The sequence below is a fragment of the Streptomyces avicenniae genome, from assembly GCF_000719135.1.
GTDB classification, from domain to species: domain Bacteria; phylum Actinomycetota; class Actinomycetes; order Streptomycetales; family Streptomycetaceae; genus Streptomyces; species Streptomyces avicenniae.
The window spans coordinates 347,590-368,483 of record NZ_JOEK01000009.1; the positions used below are offsets into that span (position 1 = coordinate 347,590).

Below are 20,894 nucleotides of genomic sequence, written 5' to 3' on the forward strand. Positions count from 1 at the left end.
GGTTACGGCACCGTAAGTTGTTACCTGACCGTCTGGCAAGGGAATCGGACACCATCACGACGTGATTTGCCCGACCCTCGCCATGCCCCGGTCAGGTGGAAGGGCCGTAGCGGGAGGAAGGCGTGGTGGTGACCCGCACGCCGGACGGGAGGTCGGGGAGGTCGGACTCCTCGACTCCGTCGATGGTGAGGGATCGCAGGAGGGGCAGCTTCGCAAGGGGGCGGAGATCCTGCCGCGGCTCCACGGGGACCCGCAGCGTTTCGAGGCGTGGAAAGGTGCATACCAGCCTGTCGAGATCGGGCCGAGGACCGGAGCGCCACACGGTCAGCGAGGTGATCCCCGGCAGGGCCAGGCCATGGTCGAGCACGGAGCGCAGCGCCCCGCCGTACAGCAGGAGCGTCGAGACAGCTGTCCGTTCGATGACCCGGCAGTGATCGGCTGCCAGGCGAACGCGTGAATCCGCGGCCCAGATGGTCCTCAGACGTGGCCACGTCGTGAGCGAGCTGACCTTTCGCGCGTTCATCGGCCATGCCAGGCCGGAGATCGGGGCGCCGGGCAGCAGCGTGCTCCCGTCCAGCAGCCCGACGGGGCTGAGGATCAAGTGCCGGATGTCGGCGAGATGGTCAAGCAAGGGAACGGCCTGACCCTCGTGCGGAGAGAGCCGAAAATATTCCAGACCGAGTCCGGAGAGAACGGAAAGATCAGGGGGGATCGCGATGCCGCGAAGCTGGAGGTCCCGCAGACCGGTGAACCTGCTGAGAAGCGAGACGTCCCAGGGACAGTTGACGTCCAGAGAACGGCACCGGTGCGCGATACCCGCCTCGACAAGGGACTTCGGGTGGATTTCCAGAGCGTCGAAATCCTGGTCGGCGGCGGCCAGGTAAGGGACGTGCTTCTCCGAGTTGGCACGCAGACGCACATCGGACCCGAGTCCGGGAAGAACGGTGTCGGCGTAGACGGCCGTCTCGGTGTACATCCAAGCGCTCGCCAGCTTGCCCTGCACCTTCCGATCCGGGTGACCGGCGAACTGCGCCAATCGTGCCAGGGCAGGTTCCCCGCCTATCCGGCACATCGTATGCACGACAGGTCCGACCTCGTCCGGGGACAGGTCCTCCGGGCCAGGGAGGAGTTCCAGGACGACCGGGCCGATGTCCGACAGTGCCTCCGCCTCCGCGTCGGTCCTCGGCGGCAGCAGTTCCGCAGCGCGGGAGGTCACCGCTTCGCGGACCGTCGGGTCGAGTTGGGGGGCGTGTTCCAGGCAGGCCGTCGCCAGCAGGTGCAGGCGGACGCGGTGGCGTTTCACGTCGTCGCCGCGTTTCACCAAGGCGGTCAGCAACCGTTTGCGTTCCTCAGGGCGGCCGTGCGCGACGGCCATGCGTACGACGTCCTCCCACTGGTCGCGGTGTGCGTTCCGCACCAGGAACGGGATGTCGCGTGCCTCGATCGCCTCGCGGGCGCCCAGGTAGTCCTGGAACGTGCGGTGCACGAACTCGATCTGGTCGGCGGCCGGTTCGCGCAGCAGCCCTGAACGCTCCAGCAGGTAGCGGCAGATGGCGGCGGCGTCGCCCTGCGCCTCGACCTGGGGCATCAGCGGCAGCACGGCGGCGATCACCGCCTCCGCGTCGGCGCGGTCGATCTCCGCGTGGCCGTTGCGGATCAGCCAGTACGCGAGTTTCTGGAGCAGCAAGGTCTGTGTCTCGGCGTCCAGGTGGATCGCGGACTGCACGCGCCGCTGACGGTCGCGGCGCTCCAGCAGCATCCGCAGCGCCGCCTCGTACAGCGCGGTGCGGCCGTGCGGCAGGTAGCCGTGGCTCGACCGGTGCAGCGCGCACATCACGGCGCACATCAGCGGGTTGGTCGCCAGGCGGGCCAGGTCCTGGCGGGAGCGGACGGCGGTGAGCAGGTCGCGCGCGTCGTCCTCCGGCGCCTCGGCGGCGCGGTGCCAGCGGTGGATGAACGTCGCCACGTCCTGCTGCGTCATCGGCGCGAGGGACAGTTCCGTGAAGTCGTCAGCCGCGAGCCAGTCCTCGCCCACGGCGGACGGGCGGCCGGTGACCAGCGTGACGTTCCCGGGGAACTCGCGCAGCAGCTCCCGCAGCCACGCCCTGGCCGCCGCCCGGCCCTCCTCCGGCATCTCGTCGATGCCGTCGATGAGCAACAGGCCACGCCGGTCGCCGAGGACGCGCTCCGTCCACCCGGCGGGCGGCGTGTGCGGGCAGCCGACGGTGGACAGGAAGTCGCCGGGCGGCGGGAGTTCGCGGTCGCCACGGGTCAGTGTGCGCAGCGGCAGCACGAACGGCACGCGGCCCAGCAGGTGGTTGAGTGGTTCGGGGACGCGGTGCTCGGCCGTCGTGACCGCGAGCCACTGCACGAGCGTCGTCTTGCCCGCCCCCGCGATCCCGCGCAGCAGGACGCGGTCCCGCAGCCGCAGCGCCTCCTCGGCCCGCTGGGGCGGCTGGGCGAGGTCGCCAGGGGGCCCGCTGCGCGTGGTCGTCTCCAGCTGGATGTACGCGTCGTCCAGCGGCCAGTCGTCGTCCAGGTCGAGGCCGAAGACGGTCAACCGCCCGTGCCGTCCGACGAGATACCGCCGGTAGCGTTCTTCGAACGCGGCGTCCTCGGCGCTCCGGTCGGGGAGCCGGGTGGCGAGCAGGTCGAGCACGGTGACCAGGCGCTCGGTCCGCCGGGTCTGTTCCACGAGCGTGCGGGCGACGAACGTCGAGCGGCGGGTGAAGAAGTCGATGATGTGCACGCAGGCCAGCCACGTCATCGAGGCGCAGAAGTCCTCCTCCTGGGCGGACAGTCCCCGGCGGGCGGTCTCCGCCTGCGGCTCGGTCAGCTCCCGCGCGAGGTGGTCGGGGCCGAGCGTGACGGCCTGGACGTCGTCCATGTCCAGCGCGCCGAGGCGCGCGAGGCGGGCCGCCAGCACCTCCGTGAGCAGGTCGCGGCTCTCCCGTAGTCCGGCGGCCTCCGGGCCGAGCCCCGCCAGGCCCCGCCGGACCATCTCCTCGGCGAGCGAGCGGAGATCGTCGGGCGACAGCGCGTCCTTCTCGGCGCCGAGGGCGACGAGCGCGTCGAGCCGCACCGGCCGGTCCACGAGCCCCGCCCCCGGCGGGCGGGAGCGGAACAGCTTCCGCACCAGCGGCCCGACCACGGCCGTGGCCATCCGTACCCCGACAGTCGTCGCATCCATGCGTGACCTCCCCGCCCCGCAGCGTACTGGGACGGGGAGGCCCGCAACGGGCGTACGGTCAGCGCGACTTGCGCTCCGGGCGGACGAGCCCGGCGCGGCGCAGCGCGTCGGCCATCGCGCTGTTGGACGGCGGCGGGGCGCCCTCGCGGCGCTGCTGGCCGCCACCACCGCCCCCGGTCCCGCCCCTGCGGTCGCGCTGGCGCGGGGCGCCACCGCGCCGCTCGCCCTTGTCGCGCTCGCCTCTGTCCCGGCCGCCGCCGCGCTCGTCGCGCGGCCTGCCGCCGCCCGACGGCCGCTCCTCGTCCAGGCGCAGCGTGAGCGAGATGCGCTTGCGCGGCACGTCCACGTCGAGGACCTTCACCTTGACGATGTCGCCCGGCTTGACGACCTCGCGCGGGTCGGAGACGAACTTGCGCGACATGGCGGAGACATGCACCAGGCCGTCCTGGTGCACGCCGACGTCCACGAACGCCCCGAACGCCGCGACGTTGGAGACCACGCCCTCCAGGACCATGCCGGGCTCCAGGTCGCCGATCTTCTCGACGCCCTCCTTGAAGGTCGCCGTGCGGAAGGCGGGACGGGGGTCGCGGCCCGGCTTCTCCAGCTCGCGCAGGATGTCGGTGACGGTCGGCAGGCCGAAGGTGTCGTCCACGAAGTCGGCGGGCGCCAGCGCCCGCAGGGCCGTCGCGTTGCCGACGAGCGCGGGCACGTCGCCGCCCGTCGCCGCGACCATGCGCCGGACGACGGGGTACGCCTCGGGGTGGACGGCTGAGGCGTCCAGCGGGTCGTCGCCGCCTCGGATGCGCAGGAAGCCCGCGCACTGCTCGAACGCCTTCGGGCCCAGCCTGGCCACGTCCTTCAAAGCGCGGCGGCTGGTGAACGGGCCGTTGGCGTCGCGGTGGGCCACGATGTTCTCGGCGAGCGTGCCGCTCACGCCCGACACGCGGGCCAGCAGCGGCGGCGACGCGGTGTTGACATCGACGCCCACGCCGTTGACGCAGTCCTCGACCACGGCGTCGAGCGAGCGGGACAGCTTCACCTCGGACAGGTCGTGCTGGTACTGGCCGACGCCGATGGAGCGCGGGTCGATCTTGACCAGCTCGGCCAGCGGGTCCTGGAGCCTGCGGGCGATGGACACGGCGCCGCGCAACGACACGTCGAGGTCCGGGAGTTCCTGCCCGGCGTAGGCGGAGGCGGAGTAGACGGAGGCACCGGCCTCGGAGACGACCATGCGGGAGACACCGGCCGTGGGCGGGAGCGCCGCGATCAGTTCACCGGCCAGCTTGTCGGTCTCGCGGGACGCCGTGCCGTTGCCGATGGCGATCAGCTCCACGCCGTGCGCGGCGACGAGGGCGGCGAGGCGAGTCAGGGCCTCGTCCCAGCGGCGGGCGGGCGCGTGCGGGTAGATCGTGTCGGTGGCGGCGACCTTGCCCGTGGCGTCCACGACGGCGACCTTGACGCCGGTGCGCAGGCCGGGGTCGAGACCCATGGTGGGCCGGGTCCCGGCCGGGGCGGCGAGCAGGAGGTCGCGGAGGTTCGCGGCGAAGACGCCGACCGCGTCGTCCTCGGCTGCGGTGCGCAGCCGGGTGCGCAGGTCGATGCCGAGGTGGACGAGGATGCGGGTGCGCCAGGCCCAGCGGACGGTCTCGGCGAGCCACGCGTCGGCGGGGCGGCCCCGGTCGCGGATGTTGAACCGGTGCGCGACGGCCCGCTCGTAGGAGGAGGGGCCGTCGGCCACGTCGGCGGGCGGCTCGGGTTCGAGCGTCAGGTCGAGGACGCCCTCCTTCTCGCCGCGGAACATGGCGAGCACGCGGTGCGAGGGGAGTGCGGTGAAGGGCTCGGAGAAGTCGAAGTAGTCGGCGAACTTGGCGCCTTCGGTCTCCTGGCCCTCGCGGACCGCCGAGAGGAGGCGCCCGGTCGTCCACATCTTCTCGCGGAGCTCGCCGAGCAGGTCGGCGTCCTCGCCGAAGCGTTCGGTGAGGATGGCGCGGGCGCCCTGGAGGGCCGCGTCGCCGTCGGCGACGCCGCGCGCCTCGTCCACGTACGCGGCGGCGGCCTCCTGCGGGACGGTGCCGGGGTCGGTGAGAAGGGCGTCGGCGAGCGGTTCGAGCCCGGCCTCGCGGGCGATCTGGGCCTTGGTGCGGCGCTTGGGCTTGAAGGGGAGGTAGATGTCCTCCAGGCGGGCCTTGGTGTCGGCCGCGCGGATCGTCGCCTCCAGCGCGTCGTCCAGCTTGCCCTGGGAGCGCACGGACTCCAGGACGGCGTCGCGCCGTTCCTCCAGTTCGCGCAGGTAGCGGAGACGTTCCTCCAGGGTCCGCAGTTGGGCGTCGTCGAGGGTACCGGTGACCTCTTTGCGGTAGCGGGCGATGAAGGGCACCGTCGCGCCGCCGTCCAGCAGGCCGACGGCCGCCTGGACCTGCCCCTCCCGTACGCCCAGTTCCTCGGCGATCCTGATCTCGATGGTCACGATCACGCTCCGCTTTCCCGACGCCCGGTGCGCCGCGCTGTGCATTCTGACAGGCGCCGCCGACAACGGGCGGCTTCCGCCGCGCGGCGGCACGTCGCGCGGCGGCACGTCGCGCGGCGGCGGGCGATCTCGCTTTGCGTGGCCGGGGGCGAGCGGAGGGTCGGGAGAGGCGGGTGGGTCCCCGTACGATGCGTGCATGGGTTCCGACGCACCGTCCCCAGGTCTGCGCGAGGTCAGGAAGCAGCGCACGCACGGCGAGTTGCTGCGCGCGGGTCTCGATCTGTTCCGCGCGCACGGGTACGGCCGTACGACGGTGAGCGACATCGCGCGGCGGGGTGACGTGTCGGAGCGGACCTTCTTCCGCTACTTCGGCAGCAAGGAGGACCTGGTCCTCCATCCGATACGCGAGGCCAGCGCCCGGTTCAGGGACGAAGTGGCGGGCAGGCCCGCCGAGGAGACGCCGCTCGGCGCGCTGCGCGAGGCGTGCAGGACCACGGTGACGGGCATCGTGGAGGACCCGATGGGCCTGTGTCTGTCAGCCCTGCGGGTGATCTGCGCGGACCCGGCGGCACGGGTGGCGTGTCTGCGGTTCGGTCTTGAGGAGCAGCTGCTGCTCGGTGGTGTGCTGGCCGCCAGGGAGGGCACGCCGCCGGGTGATCCGCGGCCCACGCTGCTGGCGGGCATCTTCACCGTGACGGCGCTCCAGGCGGCGTTCAGCTGGGACGTCGCGCGGGGTGTCAGCGCGGAGGGGCTTCTCAGCGCGACCGACGAGCATGTGGCGGCGCTGCGTTCCGCGCTGGCCGCCGACTGGCGCGGCGGCGGGCACTGACGGCACGCGCGGGCGGCCCGCCGTGAGTTCCGGAACCTGACCATCAGTCAACTGGACTGGCCCGCAGGTGATATGAACTCCCCACGTGCGGCTGTTTCTCCCGGTGGCCCGCCGGGAGTCTGGAGGGACCATGACGCTCACCACCCCCGGCACCGGAGCCCGGAGGCTCACCCACAGTTGGCTGCTGACAGCGCGGCGGGAGGATCTGGCGCGCTTCAGGCGGCTGGTGTCCCTGGCCCTGCGCGAGTGGGACCAGCCGCCGCATGTCGTGGAGGTGGTGCTGCACGGCGTCACCGAGCTGCTGGCCAACGTCGCGCGGCACGTGGACAATCCGCGCTGCACGCTGGAGCTGACCGATCTCGGCGACGCCGTGCGCGTGGCGGTCCACGACAGGTCGGCGACGCTGCCGAGGATCACCCTCCCCGACTGGACGGCCGAGGAGGGGCGCGGCCTGTGGCTGCTGCGCGAGATGGCCGACGAGCTGGGCTTCGAGGCGACGGACGAGGGCAAGTGCGTGTGGGTGCGCGTGTCCTCGGCCGGTGCCGACGCGGCCTGAGCCCTTTCACCGTGGCGGCGTGAACCGCGCGCCGTATCGCCCGGCGAGGTCGCGGGCGCGTGCGGCGTTGCCGTGGGCGTACGCGACCGCGCCGCCGGTCCAGGCGGGGAAGCCGAGGCCGAGGAGCGAGCCGATGGTCGCCTCGGCTGCCGACGCGGCGGTCCCGTCGTCCAGCGAGCGCAGCGCTTCGATCGCCGGGGCGAGGAGCAGCCGCTCCCGCAGGTCGTCGAACGGCGGTGGGGGCGTGGCCTGCGCGAAGTGCTCACGCAGGCCGGGCCACAGGCGGACGCGGCGGCCGTCCTCGTAGTCGTGGAACCCGGCGCCCGCCGCGCGGCCCGGCCGGGCGAACTCCCCGGCCATTTTGGCGAGTACGGCGTCGGCGCCCGCGCCGGCGAGGCCGGACGCGATCAGGCGCAGGGCGGCGTGGCCGGTCGCGTCGAGGAGCGCGAGGACCGGCGTCGTGAACCCGGCCTGGGCGGCGGCCTGTTCGATCGAGGGCGCGGGAACGCCCTCGGCGACGAGCGCGAGCCCTTCGGCGAGGTACCGGCCGGTCAGGCGCAGGACGAGGGAGTCGCCGCGCACGACCAGCGGGGTGGCGCCGAGCGCGTGGGCGACGTCGAGGGCGCGGCCGGTCGCCTCGTCGTCCGTCGCGGTGCCGCGCGTGATCTCGGCGAGCGGCGGCGTGCCGTCCACCGGGGAGAACGCCCGCAGGCCGACGAGGGAGTGCGGCGCGCGCAGGGCCGCGGCCAGTGCGGCGAGCGGCGTGCCGGGGGTGGTGGCGCACAACAGGGCGCCTGGCGCGGCGACTTCCTCGGCGGCGCGCAGGGCCGCAGCGGCCTGGGCGGTGTCGCCTTCCGTGGCCTCGACGACCGTGTCGCAGCCGGTCGGGTCGTCCGTGACGTCGGCGCCCGCCGCGGCGCACAGGCGGGCGAGGCGCGCGCCCGTCCCGCCCGCGCCGAGGACGGCGACGCGGCGGGGGCGGCGTACGGGGGCGGTGCGGGGGTGGGCGGCACGGACGGTGGCCAGGTCGGAGTGGAGCGCCTGGAGCATGGCGCGGGCGACGGGGCCGGTGGCGACCTCGGTGAGGTACCGCGCCTCGATCGTGGTGGCCGTCGCGAGGTCCACCTGCGTGCCCTCGACGGCGGCGGCCAGGGCGGCGCGCGGGGCGGGGGCGGGGGCGCCGCCGGTCCGTTCGCGCAGCAGCGCGGGCAGGGTGGGGAGCGTCGCGGCGAAGGCGGGGTCGGCGGGGGTGCCGCCGGGGATGCGGTGGCCTGGGGCGTCCCAGGGCTGGCGCGGGTCGGGGTCGCTGTCGAGCCAGGCGCGGGCGCGGCGCGTCATGTCCGCCTGGTCGGTGGCCAGTTCGTGGACGAGGCCGAGGTCGAGGGCGCGGGCGGGGGTGTGTTCCGTCCCGTCGAGGACGACGTGCCGCAGCGCGGCGGCGACGCCGAGGAGGCGGACCGTCCTGGTGATGCTCCCGCCGCCTGGCAGCAGCCCGAGGCGGATGTCGGGCAGGCCGATGCGGCTGCCCGGGGTGTCGAGGGCGATGCGGTGGTGGCAGGCGAGGGCGGTGGCCAGGACGCCGCCGAGCGCGTCGCCCCCGAGTGCGGCGACGACGGGGATGCCCGACGTCTCGACGCGGCGCAGGGCGTCGCCGGCGCGCCGGGCGGCGTCGAAGAGGCGGGGGGCGTCGGCGTGCCCTGCGTGCCGCAGGTCGTCGGGGTCGCCCGCGAGGAACGCGCGCCCTGCCAGGGCGAGGACGACGCCGCGTACGCCCTCGGCCTCCGCAGCCAGCAGGTCGGCGGTGGCGGTGAGGGCGGCGGCCGGGTCGTGCGTGAGGTCGGGGGTGAGGGTGAGGATGCCGTCGGGGTCGCGGTGCGCGCGGACCGTTCCCTGGGCGTGCGGTTCCGGCACGGTGGGGTCTCCTGGGGGTCGGGGCGAGGACGGGGGGACGGCGGCGCGTCAGACGCGTTCGACCACGGTGGCGATGCCCATGCCGCCGCCGACGCACAGGGTCGCAAGGCCACGGCGCAGGTCGCGGCGCTCCAACTCGTCCAGCAGCGTGCCGAGGATCATCGCGCCGGTGGCGCCGAGGGGATGGCCCATGGCGATGGCGCCGCCGTTGACGTTGACGCGGTCGGCCGACAGGCCCGTCTCGCGCAGGAAGCGCAGTACCACGGCGGCGAACGCCTCGTTGATCTCCACGAGGTCGATGTCGTCCATGGTCAGCCCCGCGCGGGCGAGCGCCTTGCGGGCGGCGGGCGCCGGGCCCGTGAGCATGACGGTCGGCTCCGAGCCGGTGACGGCGGCGGAGACGACGCGGGCGCGGGGCGTGAGGCCGTGCCGTTCGCCCGCCGCGCGGGAGCCGACGACGACGAGGGCGGCGCCGTCCACGATGCCCGACGAGTTGCCCGCGTGGTGGACGTGCTCGACGCGCTCGATCCAGTGGTACTTCTGGAGCGCCACCGCGTCGAACCCGCCCTCCGCCCCGGCGCGGGCGAACGCGGGCCGCAGCCCCGCGAGGCTCTGCGCCGTCGTGCCGGGCCGCATGTGCTCGTCGTGGTCGAGGACGACGAGCCCGGCGCCGTCCGTCACCGGCACGACGGACCGGGCGAAGCGGCCCTCCTTCCACGCCAGCGCCGCCCGTTCCTGGGAGAGCGCGGCGTACGCGTCCACGTCGTGGCGGCCGAGGCCGTCGAGCGTGGCGATGAGGTCGGCGCCGATGCCCTGCGGCACGAAGCCGACGCGCAGGTTGGTCGCCGGGTCCATCATCCAGGCGCCGCCGTCCGAGCCGATCGGCACGCGCGACATCGACTCCACGCCGCCCGCCAGGATCAGGTCCTCCCAGCCGGAACGGATGCGGGCAGCGGCCGAGTTGACGGCTTCGAGCCCCGACGCGCAGAAGCGGTTGTGCTGCACGCCCGCGACCGTGTCGGGCAGCCCGGCGGCCAGCGCCGCGACCTTCGCGAGGTCGGCGCCCTGATCGCCGTGCGGGCTGACGACGCCGAGGACGACGTCGTCGATCCCCGCCGGGTCGAGCCCGGGGTTGCGGCGCAGCAGCGCGTGGAGCAGGCCCGTGACGAGATCGACGGGCTTGGTGCCGTGCAGCGCGCCGCCCGCCTTGCCCCGGCCGCGCGGGGTGCGGACGGCGTCGTACAGGTAGGCGTCGGGCGGGTGCGGGCTGGCGGGGGTCATACGGGGGGCCTCTTCTCGTCGGCGAGGAGGGAGCGGCCGATGATCTCCTTCATGATCTCGGTCGTGCCGCCGTAGATCGTGAGGATCCGGCCGTCGGTGAACGCGCGGGCGACCGGGTACTCGGCCATGTAACCGTAGCCGCCGTGCAGCTGGAGGCAGCGGTCCGCGACGCGTTTGTGCAGCTCGGTGGCCCACCACTTGGCCATCGCCGCCTCGGTGCCGTCCAGTTCGCCCGCCGCGTGCGCCGTGATGCAGCGGTCGATGAAGGCGCGTGTGACGGCGCACTCGGTGGCCATCTCGGCGATCTCGAACCTGATGTGCTGGAGCGCGGCCAGCGGGCGGCCGAACGCCTCGCGCCCCCGCACGTACGCCGTCGTGATCTCCACCAGCCGCTCGGCCGCCGCCGTCGCGCCCACGGCGATGGTGAGGCGTTCCTGCGGGAGGTGGTCCATCAGGTGGCCGAAGCCGCCGTCGAGGCGGCCGAGGAGGTTCCGCTTCGGGACGCGCGCGTCGTGGAAGAACAGTTCGGCGGTGTCCTGCGCCTTCTGCCCGATCTTGTCGAGGTTCCGGCCGCGTTCGAAGCCGGGGGTGCCGCGCTCCACGACGAGGAGGGACAGGCCGCGCGCCCCGCCCTCGGGCGCGGTGCGGGCGACGACGACCACGAGGTCGGCCAGGTGGCCGTTGGAGATGAACGTCTTGGCGCCGTTCAGCAGCCAGTGGTCGCCCTGGTCGGTCGCGGTGGTGCGGATGCCCTGGAGGTCGGACCCGGCGCCCGGCTCGGTCATGGCGACGGCGGTGATCAGTTCGCCCGAGCAGAAGCCGGGCAGCCAGCGGCGCTTCTGCTCCTCGGTGCCGAGCGCGGTGAGGTAGGGGCCGATGACGTCGTTGTGCAGCGGCACGGCGAAGCCGCGCGCGCCCGCCCGTGACCACTCCTCGGCGAGGACGGCGGAGAAGCGGTAGTCGTCCGCGCCGCCCCCGCCGTACGCCTCGTCCACGGCGAGCCCGAGCAGCCCTTGGCGCCCGGCGGCGCGCCAGGCGTCGCGGGAGACGACGCCCGCCCGTTCCCACGCGTCGTAGTGCGGCGCGACCTCCTTGGCCAGGAAGGTGCGGACCGTACGGCGGAACGCGTCGTGGTCGGCGGTCCAGATCTCACGCTGCATCGGTGGGTGTCCCTGGGGGTGGCGGGGCGTCGGGGCGTGGCAGGGCCCAGTCGCGCGCCACGGCGTCGGCGTCGGCGCCGGGGACGGCGGGGCCGTGGCGGAGGGCGGTGGGCGTCCGCGAGAAGCGTGGCGCGGGCGCGGGCTGCCGTACGCCGTCGTGGTCGGTGAAGGTGCCGCGGGCCGTCAGGTGGGGGTGCGCGGCGGCCTCGCGCAGGGAGAGGACGGGCACCACGCAGGCGTCGGATTCGGCGAAGTGGGCCGCCCAGGCGTCGCGGTCGCGGGTGGCCAGGCGGGCGGCGATGCGGGCGCGCAGCGCGGACGCCTGCTCGGGGTCGTCGGGGTCGTCGGGGTCGTCGGGGTCGCCAGGGGCGTCGGTGATGCCGAGCAGCGTCAGGAACTCGGCGCGGAAGCGCGGTTCGAGCGGGCCCACGGCCAGGTGGCCGCCGTCCGCCGCCGTGTAGACGGCGTAGAACGGCGAGCCGCCGTCGAGCGGGTTGACGGCACGGCGGTCCTGCCACAGGCCGGCGGCGAGGAAGCCGTGGAACAGGGTGGTGAGGTGGGCGGCGCCGTCCACGATCGCGGCGTCAACGACCTGTCCGTGGCCGGTGGCGCGCGCGTGGTGGAGGGCGGCGAGGACGCCGGTGACCAGGTAGAGGGCGCCGCCCGCGTAGTCGCCGACGAGGTTGGCGGGTATGGCGGGCGGGCCGTCCGCGGCGCCGATCATGCCGAGCGCGCCGCTGAGCGCGGTGTAGCCGATGTCGTGCCCGGCGCGGGCGGCGAGCGGCCCGTCCTGGCCCCAGCCGGTCATCCGGCCGTAGACGAGGCGGGGGTTGCGGGCGTGGCAGGGCGCGGGGCCGACGCCGAGGCGTTCGGCGACGCCGGGGCGGAAGCCCTCGATCAGGACGTCGGCGCGGGCCGCGAGGTCGAGGGCGGTGCGGGCACCGTCCGGCGTGGCGAGGTCGAGGTGGACGGACCGTTTGCCGCGGCGGGTCAGGTCGGCGCGCGGGTCGAGGCGGGCGCCGTCGGGTCCCGGCCCGTGCCCGGGGCGGTCCACGCGCACGACGTCCGCGCCGAGGTCGGCGAGCAGCATGCCGGCGAACGGGCCGGGGCCGATGCCGCCGAGTTCGACGACGCGGACACCGGCCAGCGGGCCGGTGCCGTCCTTGGGCGTCCCTGCTGCCATCGGGCTCCCGGGTGTGCGCGGCCCCGGATTCCCGGGGAGGGACGGGCGGACGGGGGCGATGATAGGAACGCGGCCCGCGGGCGCACAAGGCCGGGCCGCCCGCGCGGCGGCGTGGATCACCGGCGGGCGGGCGCCGTCACCACGATGGGCCGCCGCGGTCGAGCAGTTCGGCGAGCGGCAGCGTCGCGGCGCCCACCGTGACGGCGTCGGGGCCGAGCCGTCCCAGCTCGATCCTGGCCCGCGCCGCCGGGTGCCGCAGCGCGTACGCACCGGCGGCCTCCCGCACGGCGGGCAGCAGGTAGGGGCCGAGGAGGAGCCCCATCCAGCCGCCGATGACGATGCGTTCCGGATTGAAGAGGTTGACGAGGTCGGCGATGCCCGCGCCGAGGTACTCGGCCGTCTCGTCCAGCAGGGCGACGGCGCGCGCGTCCCCCGCGCGGGCCGCGGCGAGCAGCGCGGCGATCGACGCCTCTTGGTCCCGGCCGTTCGCCCCGCCGCCCGCCTCCCGCCAGCGCTCCAGCAGCGCGACGGCCCCGACGTACGCCTCAAGGCAGCCGCGCGCCCCGCACCGGCACAGCCTGCCGCCGACGCTCAGCGTGGTGTGCCCCCACTCCCCCGCGCCGCTGCCCGCGCCGCCGTACGGCTCACCGTCCGTCACGATGCAGGCGCCGACGCCCGAGCCGAGCAGCGCGATGACCGCGTCGCGGGCGCCCCGGCCCGCGCCGAACCACAGCTCGGCCTGGCCGCAGGTCCGCGCCCCGTTCGCCACGCGGATGGGCACCCGCTCGGGCAGCCCGGTCGCGCCGCGCAGCAGCCGCTCCAGCGGGACGCCGTCCCAGCCGGTCGTCTGGCCGTGCACCACGGCGCCGACGCCGCCGTCAGGATCGCGGGTGACGACGCCGGGCACGCCCACGCCGACGCCGAGCAGCAGCGCCTCCGCCGGGGCGCCCGCGGCCTTGAGGACGGTGGCGATGCCGTCGCGCACGTGCTGGACGATCAGCTCGACGTCGTGGCTGCCGCCGCGCCGCTCCCCGGCGGGGCCGCGCTCCTCGGCCAACGGATAGTCGGCGCGGGCCAGTTCGGTGAGCGCCAGGTCGAACAGCTCGACGCGCACCCGGGTCTCGCCCACGTCCACGCCGATCAGCCGGTGGCAGGCGGGATCGACCCGCAGCAGCGTGCGCGGCCGTCCGCCGTCGGAATCGACAGAACCCGCCTCGCACAGCAGCCCGTCCGCGAGCAGCCCGGAGGTCACGGTGCTGACCGTCCCCGAGCTGAGGCCGGTGGCCTGGCCCAACTCCTGGCGGCTGAGCGGTCCGTGGAAATACAGATGCCGCAGGAGCGCGGCACGGTTGGCGCGCCGCAGATCACGGACGGTCCGGCGCTTCGTTTCACCCATTCGCTTCACCCATGTGCCCTTCAGGAGCAACCTATCCCGCGCCGCGAAGGAGCGGGAGAGCGCTTTCCGGTTGTGTTATAAAGACGCCCATGAGCGACAGGGCGGCCAAGGGCTCTCCCACGCTGGAGGACGTCGCCCGGGAGGCCGGCGTCTCCCGGGCCACGGTCTCCCGCGTGATCAACGGGATCCGTAACGTGGACCCGGAAATCCAGCAGGTGGTGCGTCAGGCCATCGCCGACACCGGCTACATCCCCAACCGCGCCGCGCGCACACTCGTCACGCGGCGGGCGGGCGACGTCGCCCTCGTCGTCTCGGGCGCCGGTGAGGAGGGGGCGGGCGCCGGGCTGCCGGGCGACCCGTTCTTCGGCCGCATCGCGGGCGGTGTCGTCGGCTACCTGCGCCCGCGCGGCATGTACCCGGTGCTGATGCTGGCCGACTCGGACGAGGCGCGCCGCCAGGTCGTCGGCCACCTGCGGCAGGGGCACGCGGACGGCGCGCTGCTCGTCTCGACGCACGCCGCCGACCCGCTGCCCCGTCAACTCGCCGCCGCCGGGCTGCCCGCCGTGCTCTTCGCCAGGCCCGCAAGGCCCGCGCCCGTCAGCTTCGTTGACCTCGCGCACCAGGACGGGGCACGGCTCGCCGCCGACCACCTCGTGGCGCGCGGCTGCCACCGGGTGGGCACGGTCACCGGGCCGCTGGACGTCCTGGCGAGCCAGGACCGCCTGACGGGCTTCCGCGACGCGATGGCGCGCCACGGCCACCCGTACGTGCCCGCCGCCGAGGGCAACTTCACGCTCGACAGCGGCGAGGCGGCGATGCACCGGCTGCTCGCGGAGGAACCGGCGCTCGACGGCGTGTTCGTCGCCAACGACCTGATGGCGCAGGGCGCGCTGCACGCGCTGCGCGAGACGGGCCGCGACGTGCCGGGCGACGTCGCCGTGGTCGGGTTCGACGACAGCAGCGCCGCGCTGGCGTGCCGTCCGGCGCTGACCACGGTGCGCCAGCCCATCGAGGAGATGGCCGCCGAGATGACGCGGCTGCTGCTCGACCTGATCGAGACGCCGGGCCGCCGCCCCACCTCCGTCATCTTCGAACCCTCCCTGGTCGTACGGCAGTCGGCGTAACGGGCGGCGCGGGCGGCGCGCGGCGGGTGGCCGCGTTCCGGAACGCGGACTTCTCACGTCACGCCCGTTGACACCCGTCAAGGCACGGGCCAGTCTCTGCGGAGAGCGCTCTCCCAATGCTCTCCGACCCCCCACCCCCGACGGCGGCGCCCCCTGCCAGGACGGGTACGACGCCGCCGTCCTCCGCACCGAGGAGACAACCGTGCCAGTCACCGGAACACCCCTGCGCGGCCTCGCCAGGCCGCCCGCACTCCTGCTGGTGATACTCGCCCTGCTGGCCGGGGCCCTCGTCGCCCTCCGGCCGGCACCGGCCGCGGCGGCCGACGAGCAGCTCCTGTCCCAGGGCAGGACGGCCACCGCCTCGTCCCAGGAGGGCGCGGGCTTCGCCGCCGCGCTCGCCGTGGACGGCGACCCGAACACCCGCTGGGCCAGCGAGTGGAGCGACAACCAGTGGCTCCAGGTGGACCTGGGCTCCAGCGCCACCCTGACCCGCGCGGTCCTCGACTGGGAAGGCGCCTACGGCCGGGCCTTCACCATCCAGACGTCGCAGGACGGCACCAACTGGAGCACCGCGCACACCACGACGGCGGGCTCGGGCGGCAGCCAGACCGTCACCCTGAACGGCACCGGCCGCTACGTCCGGCTGCTCGGCACCCAGCGGGGCACCGGATACGGCTACTCCCTCTGGGAGTTCAAGGTCTACGGCACCACGGGCGGCGGCCCCGGCCCCGTCGAGGGCGGCACCGTCGAGGTGACGGGCGGCCAGGGCAACTGGCAGCTCACCGTGGACGGCGCGCCGTACACCGTCAAGGGCCTGACCTGGGGCCCGTCGATCGCCGACGCCGGGCGCTACATGCCCGACCTCGCCTCGATGGGCGTCAACACCATCCGCACCTGGGGCACCGACGCCACCACCCTCCCGCTGCTCGACACGGCCGCCGCCAACGGCATCCGCGTCATCGCGGGCTTCTGGCTCCAGCCGGGCGGCGGTCCCGGCAGCGGCGGCTGCGTGGACTACGTCAACGACCACGACTACAAGGGCTATCAGCTCTACCTGATGAACGAATGGGTCGCCGCGTACAAGGACCACCCCGGCGTGCTCATGTGGAACGTCGGCAACGAGTCGCTGCTCGGCCTCCAGAACTGCTACTCGGGCGCCGAACTTGAGGCCCAGCGCGACGCGTACGCGCAGTTCATCAACGTCGCGGCGCAGGAGATCCACGCGCTCGACCCCAACCACCCCGTGACCTCCACCGACGCCTGGACCGGCGCGTGGCCGTACTACCAGGAGCACAGCCCCGAGCTGGACCTCCTGGCCGTCAACTCCTACGGCGCCGTCTGCGACATCGAGGAGTTCTGGACCGAGGGCGGCTACGACCGCCCCTACATCCTCACCGAGGGCGGCCCGGCCGGTGAGTGGGAGACCGACGACGACGTCAACGGCGTCCCGCAGGAGCCGACCGACGTCGCCAAGGCCGAGGGCTACGAGCAGGCGTGGGACTGCCTGATGGGCCACGAGGGCGTCGCGCTGGGCGGCACGCTCTTCCACTACGGCACCGAACGCGACTTCGGCGGCGTCTGGTTCAACCTGCTGCCCGGCGGCGAGCGGCGGCTGTCGTACTACTCGGTCGCCGGGATCTTCGGCGGCTCGGTGGGCACCAACACCCCGCCCGTCGTGTCGAACCTGACCGTCTCGGGCGACCGTACGGCGGTCCCGGCCGGGCACGAGTTCACGCTCGGCGCGTCGGTCACCGACCCGAACGGCGACACGGTCACGCCGACCGTGGCGTTCAGCAGCAAGTACATCGACGACAACGGCGCGTTGGTGGACGCGCAGTTCACGCGGCGGGGCGACGGCAGCTTCGCCGTGACCGCGCCGACGCGCCCCGGCGTCTGGAAGGTCTACCTCCAGGCCCGTGACGGGCAGGGCAACATCGGCATCGAGACGACGACGATCAACGTCGTCCCGCCGCCGGTGCCCGGCACCAACATCGCGCAGGGCCGCCCGACCACCGCGTCCTCGTTCCAGGCGGTGGGTGACGGCGCGCCGTTCCCGCCGTCCAACGCCACGGACGGCAGCCGCACGACGCGCTGGGCGAGCGACTGGAGCGACCCGCAGTGGCTCCAGATCGACCTGGGGTCGGTCACGACGTTCCAGCACGTCCAGCTGTTCTGGGAGGGCGCCTTCGCGCGGGCCTACCAGGTCCAGACGTCCGACAACGGCACGGACTGGCGCACGATCCACCAGGTCACGGGCGGGCAGGGCGGCGTGGACACGGCCGCCGTGAACGGCTCGGGCCGGTACGTGCGGGTGCTCGGCACCGAGCGCGGCACCGGCTGGGGCTACTCGCTCTTCGAGTTCGGCGTCTACCGCACCTGATCCGGGGCCGCCGCCCCGGACCGTACGCTGTGCCTCCCCGCACAGCACCGTTCCCCGGTCGCCGGAAACGGCGGCCGGGGGACGGCTCTTTCTTGCGAGGGCGCCGCGCGGTGGAGGGAGAGCGCTCCACCGCGCGGGCCCGGTCAGGGAAGCTCGTAGTTCTCGTTCAGCGCCGCGCCGCGCTCGGGCTTGTACTGGTCGAAGCCCCTGGCGTCGCACTGGAGACCGCCGTTGATGCAGTGCTCGACCAGCCGCGCGAGGACCGGGACGTCCCAGGCGTTGAAGATGTCGTAGTGGAACGAGTAGCCCTCACCGCTGGCGAGCCGCACCTGCGACGTGTCCCCGCTGACGGGGAACGCCATCTTGAACTCGATCATCGGCACGGCCACCGGGTGACTGGCCGGGCAGACGTCGTGGTTGTTCGCCACCGGCACGGGATACGCCATGTGCGCCTTGTGGTCGGGCGAGTCGAGGTGCCGACCGTCCCAGCAACTCGGCGCCTGGTAGCGCAGGTTGAGCTGCGAGCCGGGCGCGCACCAGTCGGGGATGTTGGAGTTGAAGAACGAGTCGCCGCACTCCCAGCCCTCGACCGTCGCGTCGAGGAACGCCTGCTCGCTCTGCGCCGGGTCGCCGACGACGTAGCGCAGCCCGGGCGGGAACGGCCGCACCGTCCTGAAGTCGGTGACACCCGCCTTGTAGTAGATGACCTGCTCACCGATGGGCCGCACCTCCTGGTCGCCGTTGAACATGGTCGGCATCCAGTACGCGGTCAGGTCGCCGGGCACCTTGCAGGTCGTGTCGCCGCCCCTGAGGGAGTCGAGCGTCGAACCGGCGTAGGTCGTGTCGTTGCCCATGAACGTGTGGTCGTGCGAGGCGCCGGGGAGCCCGGGGAAGACGATCGGGTCGTCCGGCGCGGTGTGGTTGACGGAACAGTTGGCCTGGAACTCGTGGTGGGACGCGTACGGCACGTCGGGGGACGGCGGGATGCCCTCGACCGGCGGGTCCACGGGGATCCACCCGCCGGGCGCCGCCGCCGGGCCGACGGCGGCCGGGGCCGCCACGGCGGCGGACGCCGGGGCGTCGGACGCGGCGGCGCTGTTCATCACGCCGAGCCCGCCCACCGTCAGCAGGAGGGCTGCGGCGGCCGACAGGCCGGAGGACAGGAGTGATCTGCGAGGCATCTGATCTCCTCGATCCAGTGGGGGATGGGAGCGGGAGAGCCCGGGAGAGCGCTCTCCCATGCCAGGGAGTGTTTCCGCAATGCTGAGGGCATGTCAATAACCGGTGACGCCGGAACTTTCCCGGTACCCGCCGGTCCCCCGCGACGCGGCGCGCCCCGCGCGTCACACCCCGCTGGAGCGGTACGCGAGCCCCTCGGCGGTGACCTGGTAGAGGTAGACGGCCGGGCCCGTCCCCGTGTAGTTCCCCGCCGCGTCGAAGGCGAGCTGCCTGCCGATGCCCCAACGGGCCGCGTGCCGCAGCCCGGCGACGAGCGCGTCCCTCGTGAGCGGTCCGCGCCCCCGCAGCCGCGCCATCGCGTCCGTCAGGAAGCGGACCGCGTCGTACGCCTCCACCGCGTACGGGTCGGGGCGCGCGCCGAAGCGGCCCTCGTGCGCTGCGGTGAAGCCCTTGCCCGCCGGGTCGGCGGTCGGGTCGCTGTAGGGGGTGACGAAGTGCCAGCCCTCGGCGGCGTCGCCCGCCTCGGCGAAGAACGGCGGCGCCAGCGCCTCCTGCGTGGCCAGCCCGACGCCGGTGAAGCCCGCCTTGCGCAGCGCGGCGGCCAGGCGGCCCGCGCTGCGGGCGGGGCCCACGTGCAGGACGGTGTCGGCGTGCTTAGCGACCAGCCAGGCCGCGGCCGGTCCCAGGGCCCCCGACGCGGGTACGCGGACGGTCGGCAGCACCGTGATCCGGTGCTCGCCGAGCGCGGCGCGGACGACGTCGGTGCGCGGCCCGCCGGAGCGGCCCGACTCCGCCGGTTCCACCAACCCGACGCGCCCCGCGCCGAGTTCGGCGCCGATCAGCCGCGCCACGGCCCGTCCCGCCTGCGCGCTGCCCGGCCTGCCGCGCAGCACGGTGTCGTGGCCGCGGCCCGGCTCGAACCCGCCGGGTGACAGCGCGAGCAGCGGCAGCCGTGCCCGCGCGTACAGGGCGGTCACGGCGCCCGCGACGTCGTCGGTGGTCGGGCCGATGACGGCCATCACCGACGTGTCGGCGGCCAGTTCGCGGGCCAGCAGGGCGCCGCGCTGCGGATCGCCGCCGTCGTCCACGGTCCGCGCCGTGACGGTGAACGGGAGGGTGCGCAGGAGGGCCAGCTCCTCCACGGCGAGCGTCACGCCGTGCCGCTGTCCTGTGCCGAACACGGAGTGCGGGCCGCTGAGATCGGCCTGGAGGCCGATGGTGTAGTGCTCGCCTGGGGCGCCGCCGCCCCGGCGGCGGGTCAGGGCCGCGGTCCCCGCGGCGGCCAGGGCGACGGCCGCGACGCCGATCAGCGCGCCCGCGCGGCGGCGGGGTAACGGCCCGGCGCCGGGCGGGACTTCCGGCGTCACGTCCGCGTCGGACGCGGCCCCTTCCGGGTCGGGCAGCGGCGCGGCGTACCGGTCCGCGACGTCCTGGGCGAGCGGTGCGGGGAGCCAGCCGAAGCGGCGGCGTTCGGCCAACTCCGCGCACAGGTCGGCGGCGGTGGGCCGTACGACGGGGTCGGCCGCCAGGCACGCCTGGACGATCTCGCGGAGCGCGCGCGGCACGTCGGCGAGGTCCGGGGGCTCGCACGTTTCCCCACCGGTGGGGGCCGGGCGGCCCGCCGCCGCGACGGCGAGCACGTGCCCGAGCCCGAGGATGTCGCGCGCCGCGTCCGTGCCGGGGCCCGACGGGACGGTTCCGCTGCCGCCGAAGCCGGTGAGCCGGGGCCCGTCCGTGGCCAGGATGATGTGGCCCGGCCGTACGTCGCGGTGGGCGAGCCCGGCGGCGTGCACGGCCCGCAGCGCCTGCGCGAGGGCCGCGCCGAGGATGCGTGTGCTGCGGACGGGCAGGGGGCCGCGTGTGGCGACGGCGCGGGGCAGCGTCGGGCCTGGCAGGTAGGGGTAGGCGGCCCAGATGGTCCGGCCCGCCGTGTCGGCCGCCATGACGGTGACGAGGTGGGGGTGCCGCACGTGGCGCGCGGCGGCCACGTCGCGTTCGAAGCGGGGGCGGAAGCCGGGGGCGCGGACGTGCTCAGGCCTGATCACCTTCAGCGCGACGGGCGCGTCGTCCTGCGCGCGGGCGAGGTGGACGACGCCGGTACGGCCCTCGGCCAGCTGCCCCAACAGCCGATAGGCCCCGATCCGCCGTGGGTACGACGGTTCCAGGTCCTTCACGCGCCTCGTTCTCCCGGTTCGCGCGGCGCGGACTTCCGGCGCCGGGCGTCACCTTAGCGTTTCC

General features: G+C 74.6%; 13 protein-coding genes. 4 read left to right on the forward strand and 9 right to left on the reverse strand.

Annotated features, from left to right (window positions below; all coding sequences use genetic code 11):
- Positions 1-91: 91 nt before the first annotated feature.
- Both IF27_RS16570 and IF27_RS16575 read right to left on the reverse strand, forming a co-directional pair.
- Positions 92-3,190, reverse strand: a complete 3,099-nt coding sequence (locus IF27_RS16570) for an NACHT domain-containing protein (protein WP_110945962.1) — start codon at positions 3,188-3,190, stop codon at positions 92-94.
- Between the two features lie 58 nt (positions 3,191-3,248).
- Complete coding sequence (locus IF27_RS16575) at positions 3,249-5,702, reverse strand: Tex family protein (protein ID WP_052850356.1); 2,454 nt, start codon at positions 5,700-5,702, stop codon at positions 3,249-3,251.
- Positions 5,703-5,853: 151 nt separating this feature from the next.
- Here IF27_RS16575 and IF27_RS16580 point away from each other — a divergent pair, with 151 nt between their 5' ends.
- Together IF27_RS16580 and IF27_RS16585 are read left to right on the forward strand one after the other, a co-directional pair.
- A complete protein-coding gene (locus IF27_RS16580) occupies positions 5,854-6,486 on the forward strand; it encodes a TetR/AcrR family transcriptional regulator (protein ID WP_052850357.1) in 633 nt (210 codons plus the stop codon).
- Between the two features lie 130 nt (positions 6,487-6,616).
- Positions 6,617-7,042, forward strand: a complete 426-nt coding sequence (locus IF27_RS16585) for an ATP-binding protein (RefSeq protein ID WP_052850358.1) — start codon at positions 6,617-6,619, stop codon at positions 7,040-7,042.
- A gap of 6 nt (positions 7,043-7,048) precedes the next feature.
- On the opposite strand, the gene IF27_RS16590 is transcribed toward IF27_RS16585, so the two are convergent.
- From IF27_RS16590 to IF27_RS16610, 5 genes are all read right to left on the reverse strand, one after another.
- The gene (locus IF27_RS16590; protein WP_052850359.1) at positions 7,049-8,953 is read right to left on the reverse strand and encodes an enoyl-CoA hydratase-related protein; all 1,905 of its coding nucleotides are present in this window, start codon (positions 8,951-8,953) and stop codon (positions 7,049-7,051) included.
- A gap of 48 nt (positions 8,954-9,001) precedes the next feature.
- Entirely contained in the window at positions 9,002-10,234 is a 1,233-nt protein-coding gene (locus IF27_RS16595) for an acetyl-CoA C-acetyltransferase (protein WP_052850360.1), read from the reverse strand.
- The gene (locus IF27_RS16600) at positions 10,231-11,394 is read right to left on the reverse strand and encodes an acyl-CoA dehydrogenase family protein (protein WP_052850361.1); all 1,164 of its coding nucleotides are present in this window, start codon (positions 11,392-11,394) and stop codon (positions 10,231-10,233) included. Before IF27_RS16600 ends, IF27_RS16595 begins: the two co-directional genes overlap by 4 nt.
- Positions 11,384-12,577 carry a CaiB/BaiF CoA transferase family protein gene (locus tag IF27_RS16605; RefSeq protein WP_052850362.1) on the reverse strand — a complete coding sequence of 398 codons (1,194 nt, stop codon included), beginning with the start codon at positions 12,575-12,577 and terminating at the stop codon, positions 11,384-11,386. The genes IF27_RS16600 and IF27_RS16605 overlap by 11 nt, the downstream gene beginning before the upstream one ends.
- A gap of 136 nt (positions 12,578-12,713) precedes the next feature.
- Entirely contained in the window at positions 12,714-13,973 is a 1,260-nt protein-coding gene (locus tag IF27_RS16610) for an ROK family transcriptional regulator (protein WP_052850363.1), read from the reverse strand.
- Positions 13,974-14,062: 89 nt separating this feature from the next.
- On the opposite strand from IF27_RS16610, the gene IF27_RS16615 reads away from it, so the two are divergent.
- Together IF27_RS16615 and IF27_RS16620 are read left to right on the forward strand one after the other, a co-directional pair.
- Positions 14,063-15,097 carry a LacI family DNA-binding transcriptional regulator gene (locus IF27_RS16615; protein WP_052850364.1) on the forward strand — a complete coding sequence of 345 codons (1,035 nt, stop codon included), beginning with the start codon at positions 14,063-14,065 and terminating at the stop codon, positions 15,095-15,097.
- A 202-nt stretch (positions 15,098-15,299) separates the two neighbouring features.
- Positions 15,300-17,477: a discoidin domain-containing protein gene (locus IF27_RS16620; protein WP_052850365.1), complete on the forward strand. Its 2,178-nt coding sequence runs from the start codon at positions 15,300-15,302 to the stop codon at positions 17,475-17,477.
- A 143-nt stretch (positions 17,478-17,620) separates the two neighbouring features.
- Here the strand turns inward: IF27_RS16620 and IF27_RS16625 are convergent, their stop codons facing one another.
- Positions 17,621-18,658 carry a DUF1996 domain-containing protein gene (locus IF27_RS16625; RefSeq protein ID WP_110945964.1) on the reverse strand — a complete coding sequence of 346 codons (1,038 nt, stop codon included), beginning with the start codon at positions 18,656-18,658 and terminating at the stop codon, positions 17,621-17,623.
- 162 nt (positions 18,659-18,820) lie between these two features.
- Complete coding sequence (locus IF27_RS16630; protein ID WP_052850366.1) at positions 18,821-20,830, reverse strand: bifunctional serine/threonine-protein kinase/ABC transporter substrate-binding protein; 2,010 nt, start codon at positions 20,828-20,830, stop codon at positions 18,821-18,823.
- Between the last annotated feature and the right edge of the window lie 64 nt (positions 20,831-20,894).